12 protein-coding genes are annotated in these 20,978 nt (G+C 35.2%); 8 read left to right on the top strand and 4 right to left on the bottom strand.

Going from position 1 to position 20,978, the window contains the following annotated elements; genetic code table 11:
• Positions 1-2 precede the first annotated feature (2 nt).
• The 7 genes from ACXGSQ_RS03730 to ACXGSQ_RS03700 all read left to right on the top strand — a co-directional run bounded on the left by ACXGSQ_RS03730 (position 3) and on the right by ACXGSQ_RS03700 (position 14,441).
• Entirely contained in the window at positions 3-2,381 is a 2,379-nt protein-coding gene (locus tag ACXGSQ_RS03730) for an alpha-L-rhamnosidase-related protein (RefSeq protein WP_458628299.1), read from the top strand.
• 19 nt (positions 2,382-2,400) lie between these two features.
• A complete protein-coding gene (locus ACXGSQ_RS03725) occupies positions 2,401-4,707 on the top strand; it encodes a GH36-type glycosyl hydrolase domain-containing protein (RefSeq protein WP_458628298.1) in 2,307 nt (768 codons plus the stop codon).
• Complete coding sequence (locus ACXGSQ_RS03720; protein ID WP_458628297.1) at positions 4,708-6,366, top strand: MFS transporter; 1,659 nt, start codon at positions 4,708-4,710, stop codon at positions 6,364-6,366.
• 26 nt (positions 6,367-6,392) lie between these two features.
• Positions 6,393-7,619 (top strand): glycoside hydrolase family protein, encoded by a 1,227-nt coding sequence (locus tag ACXGSQ_RS03715; RefSeq protein WP_458628296.1) that lies wholly within the window; start codon positions 6,393-6,395, stop codon positions 7,617-7,619.
• A 220-nt stretch (positions 7,620-7,839) separates the two neighbouring features.
• The gene (locus tag ACXGSQ_RS03710) at positions 7,840-11,025 is read left to right on the top strand and encodes a SusC/RagA family TonB-linked outer membrane protein (RefSeq protein WP_458628295.1); all 3,186 of its coding nucleotides are present in this window, start codon (positions 7,840-7,842) and stop codon (positions 11,023-11,025) included.
• Between the two features lie 3 nt (positions 11,026-11,028).
• Positions 11,029-12,699, top strand: coding sequence for a SusD/RagB family nutrient-binding outer membrane lipoprotein (locus tag ACXGSQ_RS03705; protein ID WP_458628294.1), 1,671 nt, complete (start codon positions 11,029-11,031; stop codon positions 12,697-12,699).
• 14 nt (positions 12,700-12,713) lie between these two features.
• Complete coding sequence (locus ACXGSQ_RS03700; RefSeq protein WP_458628293.1) at positions 12,714-14,441, top strand: hypothetical protein; 1,728 nt, start codon at positions 12,714-12,716, stop codon at positions 14,439-14,441.
• Positions 14,442-14,582: 141 nt separating this feature from the next.
• On the opposite strand, the gene ACXGSQ_RS03695 is transcribed toward ACXGSQ_RS03700, so the two are convergent.
• The 3 genes from ACXGSQ_RS03695 to nqrF are packed head-to-tail and all read right to left on the bottom strand — an operon-like array spanning position 14,583 to position 18,618.
• Positions 14,583-15,545: an aldo/keto reductase gene (locus ACXGSQ_RS03695; protein ID WP_458628292.1), complete on the bottom strand. Its 963-nt coding sequence runs from the start codon at positions 15,543-15,545 to the stop codon at positions 14,583-14,585.
• The gene (locus ACXGSQ_RS03690) at positions 15,542-16,273 is read right to left on the bottom strand and encodes a creatininase family protein (protein WP_458628291.1); all 732 of its coding nucleotides are present in this window, start codon (positions 16,271-16,273) and stop codon (positions 15,542-15,544) included. The genes ACXGSQ_RS03695 and ACXGSQ_RS03690 overlap by 4 nt, the downstream gene beginning before the upstream one ends.
• Before the next feature lie 11 nt (positions 16,274-16,284).
• Entirely contained in the window at positions 16,285-18,618 is a 2,334-nt protein-coding gene (nqrF, locus tag ACXGSQ_RS03685; RefSeq protein WP_458628290.1) for an NADH:ubiquinone reductase (Na(+)-transporting) subunit F, read from the bottom strand.
• Between the two features lie 208 nt (positions 18,619-18,826).
• Here nqrF and ACXGSQ_RS03680 point away from each other — a divergent pair, with 208 nt between their 5' ends.
• Positions 18,827-19,693: a helix-turn-helix domain-containing protein gene (locus ACXGSQ_RS03680; RefSeq protein WP_458628289.1), complete on the top strand. Its 867-nt coding sequence runs from the start codon at positions 18,827-18,829 to the stop codon at positions 19,691-19,693.
• 93 nt (positions 19,694-19,786) lie between these two features.
• Here the strand turns inward: ACXGSQ_RS03680 and ACXGSQ_RS03675 are convergent, their stop codons facing one another.
• Positions 19,787-20,962, bottom strand: a complete 1,176-nt coding sequence (locus ACXGSQ_RS03675) for a DUF4861 family protein (protein ID WP_458628288.1) — start codon at positions 20,960-20,962, stop codon at positions 19,787-19,789.
• Positions 20,963-20,978: the final 16 nt, after the last annotated feature.

The following is a 20,978-nucleotide window of genomic DNA, read 5'->3' as shown; positions in this document are numbered from 1 at the left end:
ATATGAGTAGACCAGAGTCAACAGTAACGGTTAATGGGTCCGGAAAAGATATTAATTTACTTAAGCATACATGGAAAGCACAATGGATTACACACCCAAGTGAATCCACGCTAGACTATGGTGTTTTTCTTTTTCGCCATGTTTTTACTCTCGAAAAGAAAATGAGTGAGTTCATCATTTTTGTATCTGCCGATAACCGTTATAGACTTTTTGTTAATGGGAAACGCGTTTGTTATGGACCATCCATTGGAGATACAGCACACCAACGTTATGAAACACTAAATATAGCCGATCAATTAAACGTTGGCAAAAATGTTATTGCTGCTGAAGTCGTAAATTTTGGAGAGTATAGAAGTGTGTCACAGGTAACTTACCAAACGGCTTTTATTTTACAAGCAGACCGAAACCTCAACTTGGATATTAATACCGGAAGTGCCGATTGGAAAGTGATTAAAAACCAGGCATTTTCACCGGTTAATATTACCAGCGAGATGATGAATGCGTACTATGCTGCTGGACCACGCGACCGTGTTGATGACTCAAAATATCCTTGGGATTGGAATCAATTACAATTTAAGGACAACCATTGGCTCAGTCCTAAAAGTACAACTACGGAGTTTGCTGTGGGTAGAGGTTTTTTATATGGAGGAGCTTGGCATTTAGTTCCGAGAACCATTCCTTTTATGGAAGAAAAAATAGAAAGGTTTCCTGAAATTATTCGCGTCAATGGCATTGAAAAAAATGACGATTTTTTAAACAATAAAGCCACTATAATTCCTAAACATTCGAAAGTAAAAATTCTAATAGATCAAAAATATCACACTACGGGTTATCCCGAATTAACCTACAGCAAAGGAAAGAACAGTGAAATAAGAATAACCTATGCTGAAGCCTTAATAAAAGATGTAAATCCAGATGAAAAAGTTTCTGATGGTAATTTAAACCTAGTAGATTTAAAAGGGAATCGTAACGATTTTGAAGGAAAATCCATATTTGGCTATTATGATATACTTTTACTAGATGGTGGAGACCATAGATTTTACAAGCCACTTTCACGACGAACGTATCGATTCATTGAACTAGAAATAACCACAAAAGAAGAGGCTTTAGTTTTAGAAGATTACCATGGTGTTTATACAGGATATCCATTCGAAGAAAAAGCAAAAGTCGAGACAGGAGATCCCTTTCTAAGTAAAATTTGGGATGCAGCATGGAGAACATTACGTAATTCTGCTGATGAGATGTATTACGATTCCTATTATGAAAATTTACAATATATAGGTGATACAAAAATAGCATCGCTTATCTCAATTTATGTATCTGGAGATGATAAATTAATGCGAAAAGCCATACAACAATTTGATGATTCTCGCACCTCAGAAGGTTTAACCCAAAGTCGTTATCCGTCAAATATAATTCAAATAATACCTCCTTTTTCGTTGATTTGGGTCGATATGATTTATGATTATTTTATGTATAGAAATGATCCTGAATTTTTACGTCAATTTATTCCCGGAATTAAATCGGTAATCGATTGGTTTGCTTCTCGCGTCGATGAAACAGGTATGGTTACCAATTTAAAATGGTGGAATTTTACCGATTGGACTATCGACTTTCCAAGTGGCATACCTCAAGGTGCAGACGATGGTTATTCAGCAAATATTGCCCTGCAGTTTGCAAAAACCTTAGATCATGCTCAAGCTGTATTCCGTTATTTTAATTTGGAACATGAAGTAAAATCGTATCAAACACTGTCTAAAACAATTAAAAAATCAGTTTTAGAACGCTGTTTTGACACAAATAAGGGGCTTATTGCCGAAACACCTGATAAAAAAGAATTCTCACAGCACACAAATATCTTAGGGATACTAACCGATACGTTTACGCAAGATATTCAATCTGAGATAATGAAAAAGGTACTTGAAGACGAGACCCTTTTTCAAGCTACAATTTATTTTAAATTTTATCTATTCAGAGCTTTACAAAAGGTTGGCTTAGGAGATATGTATTTCAATTTATTAGGGTCTTGGAGAGGTATGATTGATGATGGCATGACGACCTATGGTGAAACCGATATTAATCCGCGTTCAGAGTGTCATGCGTGGAGCTCGAGTCCAAACTTCGATTTTCTTCATACTGTTGCTGGCATATATCCTGGCGAACATTCGTTCAAATCGGTTATAATAGAACCAAATTTAGGAAAACTTAAAAAACTTGATGTCGAATTTCCACATCCTCAAGGTATGATCACAATTCGCTATTCAAAAAATGACAATAATATAAATGCAGAGATTTCAATGCCAGAAGATCTTACGGGTGAGTTTAAATGGCAAGGAAAATCGATTCCACTTGTTGGAGGAAAACAAAATATAGCATTATAAAACATTAGAAGACAGTAATATGAAATACGGCAGTTTTAAAAATAACGGGCTCGAATATAAAATAACAAATCCACAACCACCTCGCGATTGGTTTAACATGTTGTGGAACCCAAAATACTTAGCCAGTGTTGGTCAAAATCTTAATGGCTTTTCATTGTATCAAAATGAAGCTGGTGTGCTTACTAACCTATTTGGAAAACAAGATGATAGAAGTGCACCAAGACATATTTACTTAAGAGATAATGAGACGAACGACGTATGGTCAGCATCCCCAAATACAACTGGTGTTGCATTGGACACGTATAGTTGCACACATGGATTAGGTTACACCACTTTAGAGAGTACGAAAAATGGCATTAAAGTCACATTTCAAATATTTGTGCCTCGTAAAGAAGCCGGTGAAATATGGTCGGTAAAGGTATTTAATGAATCTGATAGACCACGAGACATATCCGTATTTAGCGTAGCAAAAGTGATTTTAGACGGAGTAAATCTCACCTATGGTTATAATTCTGCCGTTGATGGCTATCACGATACAGAAAAGCAACGATTGTTTTTTAGAAACCGATCGGTAAGTGTGATGACGGAGAAATATCGTGCATTCACCTATACCGATATACCTTTTGATCATTTTGATATCAGCAAAGACGTATTCTTAGGTCACAACCTCAGTTTTGAAATGCCAGACTGTATCGTTAAAGGACAATTAAGTGATAGTGATGCTTCAACAGAATATATGGTATCTGCCTTACAGCATAATTTGAATCTAGATGAAGGATCGGAACAACGTATCAATATTGTTATGGGTATTGTATTTGATGAAGCAGAAGCCGATGACTTTACGGCTTTATATGCCAATAGTACTCTTATTGATGCCGAACTAGAAACGATTAAAAAACAAAATATAGCCAGATTAGGCCTTTCAGAATTAAATACGCCAGATGCCGATTTTAATAATCTGTTTAATGTTTGGATGAAACATCAGTTACATCTTATGGCAGATTGGGCTAGATTTTATTTTAAAGGCTATCGCGATACACTTCAAGATGCCGCAGGTGTGGCAATCATAGATCCAGACCGCGCTTTAAAAATGTTAGAAAAAGCACTCGAAAATCAAAAAAACAGCGGATTTTGTCCAAGAGCATTCAGAGTATCTTCCATGGAGGTTGCAGCAGCAGATAAACATTATTCAGATTCTCCAAGTTGGATCAGTCATGCCACATATTCCATACTTCGAGAAACAGGAGATCTTAACATCTTAGATAGAGTTGTAGCATATTCTGATAGCGGAGAAGATACCATTTGGGAACATAATTTAAAAGCCTTAGATTTTCTATGGAACGACCGAGGAGAACATGGTCTAGCATTAATAAGGCATGGAGACTGGAATGATTTAATGGACCGTGTTGGTGCCGAAGGAAAAGGAGAAGGTGTTTGGATGAGTATTGCATTAGCTAAAGCACTTAAAGTGGTTGAAGAAATTGCTCGTTGGAAAGGTGATACGAAAATAGAAGCACAATGTGCCGAAAGATATCATGAGATAAAAGCGAATATCTTAAAATATGGTTGGGATGAAGATCACTTCATTTACGCTTACACGGATGCTGGAAATAAAGTCGGAGATAATGCTTCAGAAGAAGGACAAGTATTTATAAATCCGCAGTCATGGGCCGTACTTGCAGGAATTATAGATGCTGAAAAATATGAGGACATCATGAAAAAAGTGGAACCAATGGTGGATACTCCTGTTGGTCCTGTTCATAATTGGCCTCCATTTACAAAATACAATAAAGACATCGGTTCTATTACAGGGATACCTCAAGGTAATTTTACTAATGGCAACGTCTATTGTCATGCCGCATCCTTTAAAATTGCCGCAGATTATGCTGCAGGAAGAAACGACAAAGCCTTTGAAACCTTTAAAAGAATTCTGCCTTCAGAAGAGAAATCAGAGCCCTATGCACAGCCCAATAGTTATGTAGGCCCATCGGCATTACGAAAAGATAGACACGTCTCTGATGACCCATGGAGAACAGGTACTGTAGCTTGGAATATGCTCAACTGTTTTGATCATCTTTTAGGATTCAAAAGAACATTAAAAGGAGTTACAATTGCACCGCAAATACCTTCGTTTTGGAACAATGTATCGTATAAAAGAGTTTTCAGAGGCACTACATTCAATGTCACCATAAAACGAGGTGATGTACAACAGATGTTGGTTGACGGGAAAGAACAAACAGATGGTTTTATTGAAGTACCAGAATCTGGATTAATCAAGAAGGAAATCTTCATAGATTTTCAAATAGGAAAAACTAAAACGAATTAAATGGAGTTAGACAAACAAAATATTGGTGTAGAGGAAAATATATCAATAAAAGAAAAAATAGGTTTTAGTTTAGGAGATACGGCTTCAAATCTGGTATGGCAAACCTTAATGATTTTTCAACTGTATTTTTATACCGATATTTTTGGCTTGCCAGCAGCTGTAGTAGGTACCATGTTTTTAATTACAAAAATATGGGATTCTATAAATGATCCAGTAATGGGACTTATTGCAGATCGTACCAATACAAAATGGGGTAAATTCCGTCCTTTTCTTTTGTGGTTGGCCTTACCATTTGCATTAGTAGGTGTACTCACTTTTACAACACCAGATTTTAGCCTAACAGGCAAAATTATATACGCATATATAACCTATACACTTATGATGATGGTGTACACGGCTATAAATATCCCTTACTCTTCATTAATGGGAGTTGTTTCTGCAAGTCCTTCACAGCGCGCAAGTTTTTCACAATACAGATTTATGTTTGCCTTTACTGGCGGATTACTAGTACAGGCATTAACGCTTCCTCTTGTGAATAGCATAGGAATGGATAACACAAGTGTATTTTCAGCCGAATTAAATACCAATCAAATTGTGATTACTGAACATGGTGTTGGCGCATCAAAATTAGTTTTAAATGCCGATTTAGGTGAAGATAACCTTCAAACTAAAAACGTCACCGTAATTGTTTATAGAAAAGATTTAGAAAGTGACATTGATACCACTACAGATATTTTATATCTTGAAGAAGGTTTTGGAACGTATACCTTAAACCCTTCATCCTATTTTGATGAAGCTATTTCATCTAAGGAATTGTCCGTTGAAGTGGTTAATGAAGCTAAAGGGTTTCAAGGAGTCATGATTGTATTTGGAATTATGTCTATCATTATGTTTCTAACCACATTTTATACCACCAAAGAGCGTGTTTCGCCTCCCAAAGCGCAGAAAACAAATATCAAAAATGATTTTAAAGACTTATTAAGCAATAAACCTTGGTTGGTACTTCTAGTTATTGGAGTGATAAGCTTGGCGTATGTTGCCATTCGATATGGGTCGGTTATGTATTATTTTAAGTACTACATAGAAGATGAATCGCTAGTGAGTTCGTTTCTAGTGTCAGGAACTATAGTCACTATCATTGCCATTTCATTTACTGAGAAACTATGTAACCGATTTGGTAAAAAGAAAGTTGTAATTGCCTGCCAACTCATTGCTGGTACATTTACAGCCCTGTTCTTCTTTGTTGATAAGTCTAATATTACGATGATATTTGCACTTAATATCATCGTAAGTTTAGCTTCAGGTCCACCAGCACCAATCTTATTTGCGATGTATACAGATACGGCAAGTTATTCTGAATGGAAGAACAACAGACGTGCGACTGGTTTAATTATGTCGGCCTCTACAATGGCTCAAAAATTTGGACTTACCATTGGAGCGGCGCTCGCAGGTTGGATCTTAGCTTTTTATGGATTTAAGGCTAATACAGTACAAACAACGGAATCTGCTTTCGGAATTCTTTTAATGGTAAGTTTAATTCCTGCTGCAGGTAGTTTTCTAGTCGCTGGTGTTATGAGCTTTTATCCACTCGATAATAAAACCATGGATAAAATTGAAGGAGAGTTGAAATCGAGAAGAGCACTATCCGAAAAACAATAATTTTTGTAAAAATTAATAGAATAGATATGACGTTATCAATAAGGTTTATAGCCATTACTATTTCGATTTTATCGTTAACATCTTGTAAAAACAAGGTTGAGGTTAAAGAACATAAAGGGGAAACAAAGCAAGAACTTATAGACAGAGTGTTTTCACTTACAGAACATCAATACGATTATTTAATAAGTAGAATAGATACCATTTCACCATTGTTAAATCCCAGAAGTTTAAACAATGATGGGTCGCTTAGAATGGCCTATAAACAAGATTGGACGTGTGGTTTTTTCCCAGGTTCACTGTGGTATTTATACGAACACACGAAAGATAATAAGTGGAAAATAGAAGCAGAAACGTTTACAGAGGCTTTAGACTCTGCTCAATTTGTAAAATGGAACCACGATGTTGGATTCATGATACAAAACTCTTTTGGTCAAGGCTATCGTCTTACCGGAAACGAAACCTATAAACAAGCCGTTATTGATGCAGCAAAATCGTTAAGTACACGTTACCGACCTGTTGCAAAAGTAATTCAATCGTGGGATACAGATGCCCCTTGGATTCAGGGAAAAGGATTAGATATGCCTATTATTATTGACAATATGATGAACTTAAATTTACTATATCAAGCTACTAAACATACTGCAGATTCAACCTTTTCTAGTATTGCCAATGCACATGCAACAACAACAATAAAAAACCAGTATAGACCTGATTATAGTTGTTATCATATCATAGACTACGACCATATTACAGGTGAAGTACGTAAAAAGGTGAATTTTCAAGGCTTTTCTGACGAGTCTGCTTGGGCGCGTGGACAAGCATGGGGTTTGTATGGTTATACAGAAGCTTATAAAGAATCAGGTCATAAAATATTCCTAGAGCAAGCTAAAAAAATAGCCGATTACATAATGAATAACGACAAAATTCCTAATGATAATATCCCGTATTGGGATTATGATGCCGAAAGTACTGAAGAGATTCCGCGAGACGCATCAGCAGCAGCTATTGTAGCATCGGCATTACTAGAATTACAAGCTTTTGATTTAGCACATAAAAAAGAATATTTAGACTACGCCGAAACAATCCTGAGAACACTTTCTTCTGATGACTATTTAGCTCAAAAAAACAAAAACGGAGGCTTTATATTAAAACATTCTGTAGGCAATTTTCATGAAAATAATGAAACCGACGCACCACTTAATTATGCAGATTACTACTATTTAGAAGCCTTAATAAGGTGGTCTAATATGTAACTACATAAATTAAAAACAGAAATTTATACATACTGCTCAAATCTTTATCAGTTTTGTCTTTTCTTCATTAATCACTAGGGTCTTGTTGTGAATTTAGAAGTTTTTATATATATATTTGAGAATACTATAATAATTAGCTATTGTATTACTAACAACTAACTTTTTAGAGTGCTTTTTTGATCTTTCGTTAAAAGCCTTATAATTCTAAATTCAATTTTTTATGGGAATTAAACATTTTAAACTTACAGTGTTTCTCTGTGTCTTTATACTTACATCATTTTGTGATTTACAAGCTCAAGAAATTCAAATAACGGGTAAAGTCACGGCATTAGAAGATGGAATGCCGATGCCAGGAGTATCAATCCTCGTTGTTGGAAAGAACAAAGGAACAAATACTGATTTTAATGGTGTTTATTCCATTGACGCAAATAAAGGCGACATACTTCAATTTAGTTATATAGGTTTCTCTGAACAAAAGATAACTATAGGAGATAATACCGTTATTGATATTCAATTGGTTGAATCTGTTGAAGCACTTAACGAAGTCGTGGTAACCGCACTTGGAATTTCACGTAAAGAACAAGCTTTAGGCTATGCCATATCAAAAGTTGATGGCGAAGAACTCGCCGAAATAAAAAGTATTAATGCCGTCAACTCATTAGCTGGTAAAGTTGCCGGTGTAGATATTGCACAACCAAATACAGGATCAGGTGGTTCATCTAAGATTATTATTCGTGGAAACACAAAATTTAATGGCTCTAATCAACCGTTATACGTTATTGATGGTGTGCCAATGGATAACAACTCTTTTGGACAAGCAGGACAATATGGTGGCCAAGATTTAGGAGATGGCATTTCGTCTGTAAACTCAGATGACATTGAAACTATATCTGTTTTAAAAGGCCCAGCAGCCGCAGCATTATATGGCTCTAGAGGTGGAAACGGTGTCATTTTAATTACCACAAAATCGTTTAAAAAGAACTCGAAATCTAAATTTAATATAAATTTTTCAACAAACTCTACTTTTGATGAGGTCGTAAGCGGATACGAGGATGTTCAACATGTTTATGGTCAAGGAATCGGAACACCACCAAGGGATATAGGTGACGCTACAGGCATGTGGAGTTGGGGTGGTAAAATGGATCCAAATTTACAGTTTATCTCTTTTGATGGTCAGTATAGAGATTATGGCGTAAAAAAAGACAATATTAAATCCTTTTTTAGAACAGGTTATACCATTCAAAATACAATTTCCTTATCTGGTGGTACTGAATCAGCCAACTTATTATTTTCTGCTTCTGATGTAAAAATGGAGGATATTGTTCCCAATAGTGGTCTGCATAGAAATAACTTTACTTTAAAGGGGCACATGAATATGTGGGAAAAATTAACTTTAGATGCCAAAGTTAATTTCACCATAGAAGATGTTGACAATAGACCATATTTGGGCTATTCCGGAGCAAATACGGCTTTAGCACTTTTGGGATTACCAGGAAATATTGATCAACAATGGTTACAAGATAGTGCAACAGATGCCAACGGCGATTATGTATTTTGGAATTCTGCCACGCGAATTATCAATCCTTATTATTCATTGTATAACATGAAAAATGAGTCTAAGAAGAACAGAGTATTAGGATATGCATCCTTAAATTATAATATCACAGATTGGTTAGATTTCAAATTCAAATCAGGTATAGATACATTTACTTATGATTATTATAATTACTCACCAAAAACAACACCTTTAGCAGAATGGGGAGAATTAACAAAAATAGACTCAAGAACTACCGAAATTAATACTGAATTCTTATTTTCTGCGAATAAAGAAATAAACGATGATTGGGCAATTGGAGCTAGTCTTGGTGGAAACCTTATGAATTTTGAAAGCTCAACAAATCGTATACTTGGTAAAAATCAAGGTTCAGAGGATGTCATCTCTATAAATAACTACAATGAATTTATAGTAGGACGAGACAATCCTAGAAAGCAAGTAAGATCTTTTTACGGATTTGCAAATGTTAGTTTTAAAAATTATGCCTTTTTAGATGTCACAGGAAGACAAGATTGGTCATCCACACTTAAAAAAGGAAATAACGGCTATTTTTATCCATCATTTACAGGTGCTTTAGTCTTAACTAAGGCCATAGAAAACATGAAATCGAAAACTATATCTTATGCGAAATTAAGAGCTTCATATGCGGAAGTTGGTGGCGATACAGATCCTTATGCTTATAATACTTTTTTCGATTATCCATATGCCTCAAACGGATCAAATTTTTCCACGGCTAATGATAATACCTATTTCACCAATATAAATCCTTCAAGAACTAAAGGTTATGAATTTGGTTTAGATGCAAAATTATTTAATTGGAGAGTTGGTTTAGATATAACACACTACAATCAAACTACCTATGACGAAATAATGAATATTCCTATCTCTAATTCAAATGGGTATGAATCGGCAAGTATTAATGCAGGTGAGATCAATAATAAAGGATGGGAAGTCATGGTAAATATTGTTCCTATCAAAACAGATGATCTCCGTTGGGATTTAACATTCAATTTTGCCAACAATGAGAACAAAATTGTAAAATTACATGAGGAAGCAAAAACACAAACCATTGCAAGAGCAGATTGGATTAGCTCATTAATCACTGCAGAAGAAGGTGGCTCTTATGGCGATATTGTAGGTTACGATTTTAAACGTACAGAAGATGGCACTCCTATATTAGGAGCTAATGGATTACCTCTAAGATCTGATGAACAAGTTTCATTAGGTAATGGACAGTATAAATTTACTGGAGGTATTACCAACAGTATTCAATATAAAGGGTTTAGATTAAGAGCTTTGATTCAAATTAAATCTGGAGCAGATATATTATCTATGACCAATCAGAAATTATATCAACAAGGAGCACATATTGGAACCTTAGAAGGAAGAGAAGGATGGGCACTATCCGAATCACAAAGAGAAAATGCTGGTGAACTACCAAGTAGTTGGGTTGCCACAGGGGGGTATCTAGCACAAGGTGTTATTGAAGATGGCGTTGGAGCAGACGGAAATCCTAATTATAGAGCCAATGACGTTTATGTAAATCCTAAAGATTATTGGGGTAGTATTGCAAATTCGCATATTATAAAACCATTTATTTACGATGCATCCTATGTAAAACTAAGAGAGGTCTCTTTATCTTATTCTTTAAGCCCAGAACAATTAAAAAATATTAAATTCCTTAATGGTTTAACCTTTTCTATTATTGGTAGAAACTTATGGTTAATTCATTCTAATGTACCTAATGTCGATCCAGAGTCAACGTACAATATTAGTAATGGACAAGGCTATGAATATGGTTCTTTACCACAACGACGAAGTTACGGATTTAACTTAACTGCAAAATTTTAAAAAATGAAGACAAGTATAAAGATATTGATATTACTAGTGTCTATTGTAACACTAGCAACAAGTTGCGAAGATTTTAACGACCTAAATGTTGACCCAACCACCTCAACAATAGCAAATCCTAAAACCTTAATCTCTAAAGTACAAACGAGCTACTCTGGAAATCGAGAAACACAGTGGAGGTCTTTAGCTGCGTATCACATGTCAATTACTCAAATGATTTCGGACGGATGGACAGTATCGCATGGGCAAGCCTATAAACTCGACATCAGTTATATGGAGTACATGTGGAAAAGTTCTTACCGTGAAATCAGTGATTTAACTTACGCCATTCAAGAAGCTGAACAGAACCCTGACCTTGTAAATTACGAAGCGGTCGCAAGAATTTTAAAGGTGATGATCTTTGCTCAACTAACAGATACCTATGGAGATTTACCATATTTTGAAGCTGGTGCGCAAGCGGAAGCAGATAATTTACATCCAGCTTATGATAACCAAGAAGACATTTATAACGATTTCTTTAAGGAATTAAAAGAAGCCGCTGCTCAATTGGATAACACTAAAGCACTAGAGGGTGATTTAATGTATAATGGTGATGTTGAGAGATGGAGAAAATTTGCCAACTCCTTAAGGTTAAGATATGCCATGAGATTAGTCAACGTTAATTTGTCTAAAGCCAAAACAGAAGCCATATCAGCTATTGGAGACGGTGTAATGGAAAATATTGATGACGCTGCCAAAGTAGAACATGGTGATTTTACAGTAAGCACAAGTGGAGCCTCAGAAATTAGAGGAAATGGTTTTTCACAAGTTCAAAATTTTTCAGAAGAAATAATGGTGGCCTGTGAAACCTATGTGTCTTATTTACGAGATAATGATGACCCAAGACTCTTAATGATGTTTGGCATGTATGCCGCTTACCAAGAAGATGCTACATCGCGATACAACTCAAAATCTTCTACCGAAACTAGTGTGGAAATTACAGATGAATATTTAGCTACCTATGGAGTTCTTGAAGGCTATGCACCAGGATACTTTTTATTTGAATCACCTGAAGATGCACCAGCCGATATTTGGTCACCACGTTTCGTTGAAAAAAATGGTAGAACCGTTCAAATTGATAAATATTTTAAACCACTTCAGATAAGAAGACATTTAACACGGATTGACTTACCTTCAATATATCAATCTTATTCTGAAGTAGAACTTTGGTTGGCAGAAGCAGCTCTAAGAGGTTGGACTAGTTTTGGTGGTGATGCTAAAACCCATTATAAAAATGCCATTTTTGCTAACATTGATGAACTGGTTATAATATTAGGTGCTGAACCTAATTTAGATATTAATTCAGATGTTTACGCTGAAAATTTATGGAACAATACTGCAGATAAAATGGAGGCTATAAACATGCAACATTATGTTAATAATTTTTACAATGGTATAGAAGGCTTTGCAAACTGGAGAAGATCAGGTTTCCCAAAACTTAAACCTACAACTGATAACCCTTATACCGATCAAACATTAAATGGTCTAATTCCAAGAAAATTACCCTATCCAAATACTGAAATGAATTTTAACAGAGAAAATTTAGAACCCCATTTAGATAATGGAGTTAATTTTTGGGGAGCACCTGTTTGGTGGGATAATAGTTTAACAAGAGGAGTTGATTTATCAGATTAATAAAAAAAAACATTATGAAAATAAAGAATTATAGTGCCTATATTTTTAGTATTTTATTACTTCTTACATCATCTTGCAGTCAAGACGATGTAAATAATCCATCATTATCAGACACGGATTTGACCGTTTATTTTTGGGGTGAAGGAGATAATATAACGGGGATTGCGTGGGAAGGTTATGATGTTTTAATAGGAGAAACATTAGACCTAAACCTACAAGTATCTCCAAGTGAAGATACCACGGTACAGTGGGTAGACGATGAAACTGGTGAGGTATTGAGCAACAACTTAAACTATACTTACGCTCCTACTGAAGAAGAGTCAAAAAGAGTTAATTTTATAGCTACCCGACCTTCTGGATATGAGAAAACAGTAGTCTTTAATTTCAGAGGTAATCTTGATGGCTACACGAGTAGGATTAACGAATGGCAATCTATTCCAATTCCGCAAGGCACTCAAACAGGTACATTTACTGTTGAGTTTGATATGATTCCTAGTAAAGACATCATGGATGGTGTTGTTGGTATTTTAGATGGTATCGCAACGACGTATTCTGATAATTCATGCATTGTAAGATTAAATCCTTCAGGAAAAATTGATGCTTATAATGATACTGGTTACGCAGCAGATAATGAGTTAGAATATCATGCAGGATTAACTTACCATGTAAAAATGGATGTCGATGCCGTTACTATGACTTATGATATATACGCGAATGAGCAAGGTGGAGACGTTGTTCAAATTGGAGAAAACTATAAATTTAGACGTAAAATTACACACCAAGATTATTGGTCTATGGTAGCTGGTAACTTTAATTTGGACGACCCAGGAACTCATAGAGTTCTAAATATGGAAATCACAACCTTAACACAAAATCAAGCACCTGTTTTTCTTCCTGTGGATGATGTAGTATTAGCAGAAGGCGCAGTTTTAGACGTAGAAATAGAAGCCGTAGATCCCTTAGGAGGCAATATTACTATGGAAGCAAATGATTTACCGCAATTCGCAAATTTTGTTGATAATGGCTTTGGATCAGGCGTTATAACTTTTGATCCATATACGAATTGTGGAGGATGTGATTTAGGTATTTACGATATTACCATAGTCGCTACAAATGGTGTAGAATCATCTGATTTAACTTTTACTATTGAGATTGTAGATCCAAACGCGGCCTTCGATGTAAGTGCAGACGCTGCAGATGCTACGATCTGGGGTGGAGGATCTGTGGATGCTACATGGACCCAACTATTTGGTGGCCATGTTGCAACGGGAGTAGGAGGCGACGATCAAGTTGTTAGTGTTATGCCATTTGCTTTACCAGAAATACCAGAAGGTAAAAAAGTAAAATCAGCGGTTTTAAAGGTAAATGTGGTTAATAATAATTCATGGGTGCCAGTAGAATTTGATGTGTACGCTATAGCGCCTAGATCTACTTCAGAAGTTCTTTCAACGGACTTCTTTGTAGGAGATTATAATACCGATGCAAATGCCACCGGAATTCAAAATGGTTTTATTAAAAATGGTGATCCTATTGGAGAATTTGTAATGGATGATCCTTCAGGACTAAATTTAGCGACGTTTATGAACAACCAATATGAAAATGGAGCAAGTGCTGGAGAATTTATGTTTCTTAGAATTGGAGCTAACAGAAATGACATGCCACTTTGGGCACATTTACAATTTGATAGTGCAGAGTCAACCGCTACAGCCCCTATTCTAACAGTAACTTTAGAAGATGAGTAAAAACAATTATCTAAAATAATATTTAAAACATACTAAACATATAACCTCCAGCACAAATTAATAAATTGTGCTGGAGGTTTTTTTAATTTAATTCTATCATTTAAGCTACGACTATATGCTTAACTTGATAAATGATAAGTTTTAAGCAGGTTCAAAATCTTTTTGCAATAAGTCTTTGGCCAATTTTAATTCTGTTTCTGTAAATGGTTTTGCTTCCGAGGCAGAGACTGCACCTTTTAACTCACTTATATTTTTAGCACCGGATAAAACTGTTGAAATGCCTTTTTGATCCAACACCCAACGTAATGCTGCTTGTGGCATATTATTAATGTCATCTCTCAATAAAAACTTAAAAGCTTCTACCTGGTCAACGCGCTCTGCAATTTCTTCACGTGAATAGCGTGCATTCAATGTCCCTTTTGCAAAATTTGTGTCTTTTGTAATAGCTCCTGATAAAAATCCATTAGCCAAACACTCTCGTCCGAAGACGCCTATAGGATAGTCCTGTAAATCTTCAATTAATTGCTGCGCTTCTTTATTCATTAAACTCAACACCACTTGAATAACGTCTATTTTACTTTCTTTCGCCCATTGACGCGCCATATGTTCTGTTTGATGAAACATGGAAATGGAATGTCCTATAAAACGTACTTTCCCTTGTTTTTTAACTTGTTCAATCCCCTCCCATACATCGTCATTTATTTCTTCAGGTGAAAAAGGGGAATGAAAGAACAATACATCTATATAATCGGTTTGTAACCGTTTTAAACTCTCTTCTACAGAATCCACAATACGCGATTTGTAGAATTGAGACGCTCCATTTTTAATGGTTGGATTTCGTCCAAATTTTGTAGAAATATGCACCTTATTACGTTTGCCTTTTAGTGCTTTTCCTAGAACAATTTCGGAGACACCATCTTGTTCTGGAGTTCCGTATTGTGGTGCTGTATCAAAAATATTTACACCCATATCAATACCAGCATGAATAGTACTTATACCATCCTTTTCATCAACACCTCCGTAAACTTTATTCCCAAAAGCCCAAGTACCTAAACTGATTTCACTAATTTCTATACCTGTTCTTCCTAATTTTCTATACTTCATAAATATTTTTGTTTAAACTCTTCTATCATTACAGATGCATTTTTCAGAAATGATTTTACTATCTTTTCTCCGAGCGTTTTTGTCGCTAATCTAGGGTCTTCACCAGAAACAGCATCTAATTCTAGCGTCATTGCTCTATCCTTTGGTAAGGTCTCTAAATCTACGGTTTCAGGCGCATAGAATAATTGTAAGGACGTTTCTCCTATGGCGGAATGGTTAGCGACTAATAAATCATTTGGCAGAATATCGAATTCTGCTAATGCCCAAAATCTCCTATTCGGATATATGTTATTAAATTCTTCTGCTACCGTTTTTAGAATGGTGAGGTGAGGTTCACCAGCATGCCCAGATAATAAAATAATAATTTTAAAATCTTGTATAACCAGTTGTTCCAAATATTCTTCACAAACAAGCCTAATGAGGTTCTCCGAAAATTCAATAGAATGTTGAGGGAAGTTTACACCAGGATAAGACTTAATTAAATTAGCAGCCAAATTAACTACAGGAAAAACAAGACCTCCATTTTTTTCTGCTAAGTCTTTGCACATGCTAAACGCTTTTATGCTATCAAGACCAGTAGGATTATGACTTCCATGATATTCAATGGCTCCCCAAGGCAAGTAAGCAATAGGAGTTTGTTCTTGAATCGCTTCGATTTCCTGCGGTCGCATTTGGTCGTAAAATCCCCAAGTGGAAGCTGTATTTGTAGTTTCAGTAAAATTGTTCATATCGTTCAGCATTAAAACTCATCAAAAGAAATTTGATGAGGTGTCACTCCTAATTGATTAAGCATTTTAGTACATGCCTTAATCATCATTGGTGGACCGCAGAGATAAAACTCTATGGCTTTTGGATTGGGGTGAGTTTTTAAATAATTATTAAAAACAACTTGATGAATGAACCCCGTTTCTCCAGTCCATTTATCGTCTTCTAATGGTTCAGAAAGTGCTATTTGAAAATTGAAATTAGCATGTGCATCTTGAATACTTTTGAAAAAATCATCATAAAAAATTTCTTGTTTAGAGCGTGCTCCATACCAGTAACTCACTTTTCTATGCGTAGACTCATTTTCAAATAGATGTGCAATATGAGAACGGATTGGTGCCATACCTGCACCACCTCCAATATAAACCATCTCTCTATGTGTTGGTTTTATATGGAAATCCCCAAAACTACCAGTAGCAGTTACATTATCTCCTGGTTTTAAATTAAAAAGATAACTAGAGCCAATTCCTGGAAGACAATCTTGACCTGGAGGCGGAGTTGCTATACGGACATTAAATTTAAGTACCCGCTCTTTAAGTCCGTTACTAGCTAATGAGTAATTATTAACACGACCAACCACTGTGTTAGCACAACTTAAATCAAAAATTCTTTGATGATTCCAAACGGAAGCATAGGGCTCTTGGATATCAAATTGATTAAATTGAATCTGATGATACTCTGGGATATTAATTTGCATATAATCTCCTGGAATAAATTCAATGTTTTCATTGGTATTAATAGGCTCAAGAATAAGTTCCTTTATAAATGTTGACACATTTTGATTACTAATCACTTTTAAGTCATAACTTTTTTTCTTACGTGAACCAGCTCCACCTGCTTTTTCTATATTAAGCCAAATTTTATCATTACGGCTTTCAATGGGATATGTTGCCAATCCTTGACAAATTGGAGCGCGAGCAGGAGAACCATCTTCAATATTAAAACGTCCATTATGTTTTGGACATTCTATGATTTTACCTTTGATTAAGCCTTCGCTTAAGTGTGTGTTTCCATGTGTGCAAATACCGTCTGTAGCATGAAGACACCCTTGGTTATCACGAAAAAGGGCAAATGTTTTCTTTACATGATCGAATCTAATAATATCTTCAATCTCTAAATCGTTGTTAGAACATACCTCTAACCAGCCTTCAGAATCAGGTAATACATTAGATTTCACTAAACCTTCTGGTGCTACGTTTTTTGCTTCTGGTAATTTACGCTTCACGTAATATCCAGGTTCTTTAACTTGTCTTTTTATTGCGGGTAATATTTCACTCCAAGCGTCGTAAATAGACGTATACACTGGCGGACAGTCGTCTTTTATAAGTTCGTGTAATTTAGGCAGCGCATGGTAAGGCACAAGCGGAAACATATGATGTTCTGTGTGGTAGTTCATGTTCCAATATATAAACCGACTTATTGGATTCATATAGACAGTACGGCAATTTAAGCGATGATCCAAAACATTTTCGGCTAAACCAGCATGTTGCGTTGTGTTATGAACAATCATGAGCCAAGTCCCAAAGATTTGAGGTAATACGAACAGAAATATAGGAATCCACGTACCCAAAATTATTGACAAACAAATTACAGTAACATAGATTGCTAGATAAATACGAGCTATTGTAAAAATTTTTCCAAATTCAGTGTCGGGAATATACGTTTTTTCGGATGCCGTAATTTTACCAAATGCATGCCGAATTAAACTAGGAAAGAATGTTTTATATCCTCCCCAATTAAATATAGATAAAATAAGATTTTTTATGTTCGGCGGACGTGGTATTTGAATTTCTGGATCGCGTCCAACAATAATAGTATCACTGTGATGCCGTGTATGACTCCAGCGCCAAACTACAGATTCTCTCATCACCATAAAAGAAGCTACTTCATAAACCACATTATTCATCCAATCGGTTTTAAATGCTGTTCCATGACTACACTCATGCCATCTAGAGTCTGAACTTGTACTATAAAATACAGCGTAAATAAGATAAGGAATCAAAACCCACCAAGTTCCCCAAAGTAAAATGGTTCCTATAGCAGTACTCATTAAAATAACAATAAGGATTATTGTATCTATAATAGCAGGCCCATCTTTTCTAACCAACAATTTTCGCATCGTTTTACGAGGCACAGGAGTTTGATACCAATCGGCCTCAGCAAGTCCCAGTTCTATAGCTCTAGTAGCATTTTTACCTGTTAGTGTGTAGTCTAATTCAATTTGAGGATTTGGCATAGACGTTTCATGAGCCAAAGTCTTTTCTTTGTGGATTTTTTGTATTATAACCTTTGGTTCTGAATTTATCATTTTACTTTTTTACTATTTTCATACCTAATGTCAAATTTGCAAACTGTTAATTGTTGCTATTATAAATTGACAGGATGAAAATTGATTATAACGACTTGAGAAAAGCTTCCATCATTATGGATGATTTACAAACTTAGAGGAATCAGCTATTCCAAACAATAGACGTTTTGTTGGTTTTGTTGTTCAAAATGTCTATATTTGGTTAGATATGGACAGTTTTTTTCACTATTTAGCTGACGACCCTGAAGCAGAGGTTTGGGGTGTTTACGTACCAACATGTGGCTATCAGCATATCTATCCTGGAGCTTCTTACCCGATGGACGGTCATCCGGATACACACGACTTTGAACAAGCTATGGGAAGAACGCTGCCTGGATGTTATCTTGTTTACGTTCCTACAGGAAAAGGTACGCTAGAAACAAAATCTGGTAAGTGGGAGGTAAATTCTGGAGATGTTATGTTATTATACCCTGGAGAATGGCATAATTACAAACCCTCTGAAGATACCGGATGGGAAGAGTATTGGATGGGTATAAGAGGTGAGGTTTTATCTAATAAAATCCTCAAAGATTTGTTTCCTAATAATACATCCTATGTGAAACAAATGGGATATCAGGAAGAATTAATATTTCTATTTAATCAGTCTATAAAATTGGTTAAAAGAAATAGCCCAGGATTTAAAAAGATTTTAGCAGGTATTGTTCTTCAGTTGGTTGCATATGTTATTTCTTATGAAAATCAGGAGTCTGGTAATCGTGAAGAAGAACTTTGTAAGAAAATAATAGATTTTATAAGAGAAAATCTTAATACTGAGGTCGACTTCAAACAACTTGCAAGTGATCATCATTTAAGTTACAACAGGTTTAGAACGGTATTTAAAAATAACACAGGTGTTTCCTTACAACAATACCTTATTCAAGAGCGCTTAGAACATGCTAAACGACTAATGGTGAATACATCACTTTCTTTAAAAGAAATTTCTGCAAAAACAGGATTTAATTCGCTTTTCTATTTTTCAAAAGTCTTTAAAAATAAAATGGGATATTCCCCAGGACAGATTAGAAGAAAGCCATAGTTTTTATATGTTAAAACTATGGCTTTTTGGTTATTTGAATTTAAACAATATTTCGAGAAGCATTTCAAAAAAAGTTTAAACGACTAATGAAATCTAATTATTCAAGCTAATTTCTAAAGGGTTGTTTATACATTCTGAAAATGTAATGATATCGTTCTCCCAATCTTGTTTAGTATTAAACTGACCACTCTTTTTCCACCCGAAACCAGCATAATATATAACCTTATTGTTTATGACATTAAGATGTGCATAAGCATTACTAAGGTCTTTTATATCACTATTAAAAGTCTCAAAATCATTAAAATAATCTTTAGAAGCAATAATGGCAGTTCCTAATTCAGAATCTGCATGAGGTTGCCAATAACTAACCCAGCCTTCTTCTTTACTGCCAAAAACCTCTCCGTCTTTTTCATGTAATGTTAAACCAGCAGAAATGTTTTTAACACCTTCTAAGGACACATTAAATTTTGAAAAATTCTGACCTAAATCTAAACTGATTACTTTTGATTCTTTAATTCTGTTTCCACCAGCATCCCAATTTTCATATTCCAAATAAAAACTAGTTCTTAGAGGCCCCGTAGTTATCGTACGCCATTTGGTGAAGTTTTTGGAATTGTAATACGTATTATCCACTTTTACAGAAATACCACCAACTCCACGACTAGCCCCAACATGAAAATCATCTAATCCTTCCCCTGTATCGACATGATAACTTCCATCAGTTTCAGTTTCTTTTTTATACCATTTATTAATAATTGGATATTCTACGCGTTTTAACCAAGCATCAACACCACTAGAAAGCGTTCCACCAGGAACAGCATCTTCAATCATTTTTTGTGCAGTTGGTCCATAAACACGAAAAGCAACTTTATTATTTTCCCAAGCATAGTCATCTGTACGTTCTGGCACAAAACGAGAATAACACAAATCTGGTGCTTTTGGTTGTTCTGCTTCGGTAATAGGCACCACCTCAAATTTAGCTACAGATTTTGAAGCCACTTTAGGTTGAAATAAAATGACATCCATAGTACCATCTCCATCATTATCTACTAATTGAGTAACTTGAAGCTTGCCTGTATTTACATCTTTTATTCCAATATTAGATAGATTATCTACGTTTAAGAACGCTTTATCAAGTTCTACAGTTTCAAAAGTACGCTCAAACTCTAATGTGTTTTTTACGCTAATAATGGTGCTTTTTTTCTCTTGCGCACAAGCACATAAAACCACTATCAGTAATACAGAAATACGATTTTTTATGATTTTCATGATAATTTAGATTTTA

It is taken from the genome of Winogradskyella sp. PC D3.3, assembly GCF_054366245.1.
Note: the sequence above shows the minus strand (reverse complement) of the source record. Positions and strands in the feature narration are given on the sequence as shown.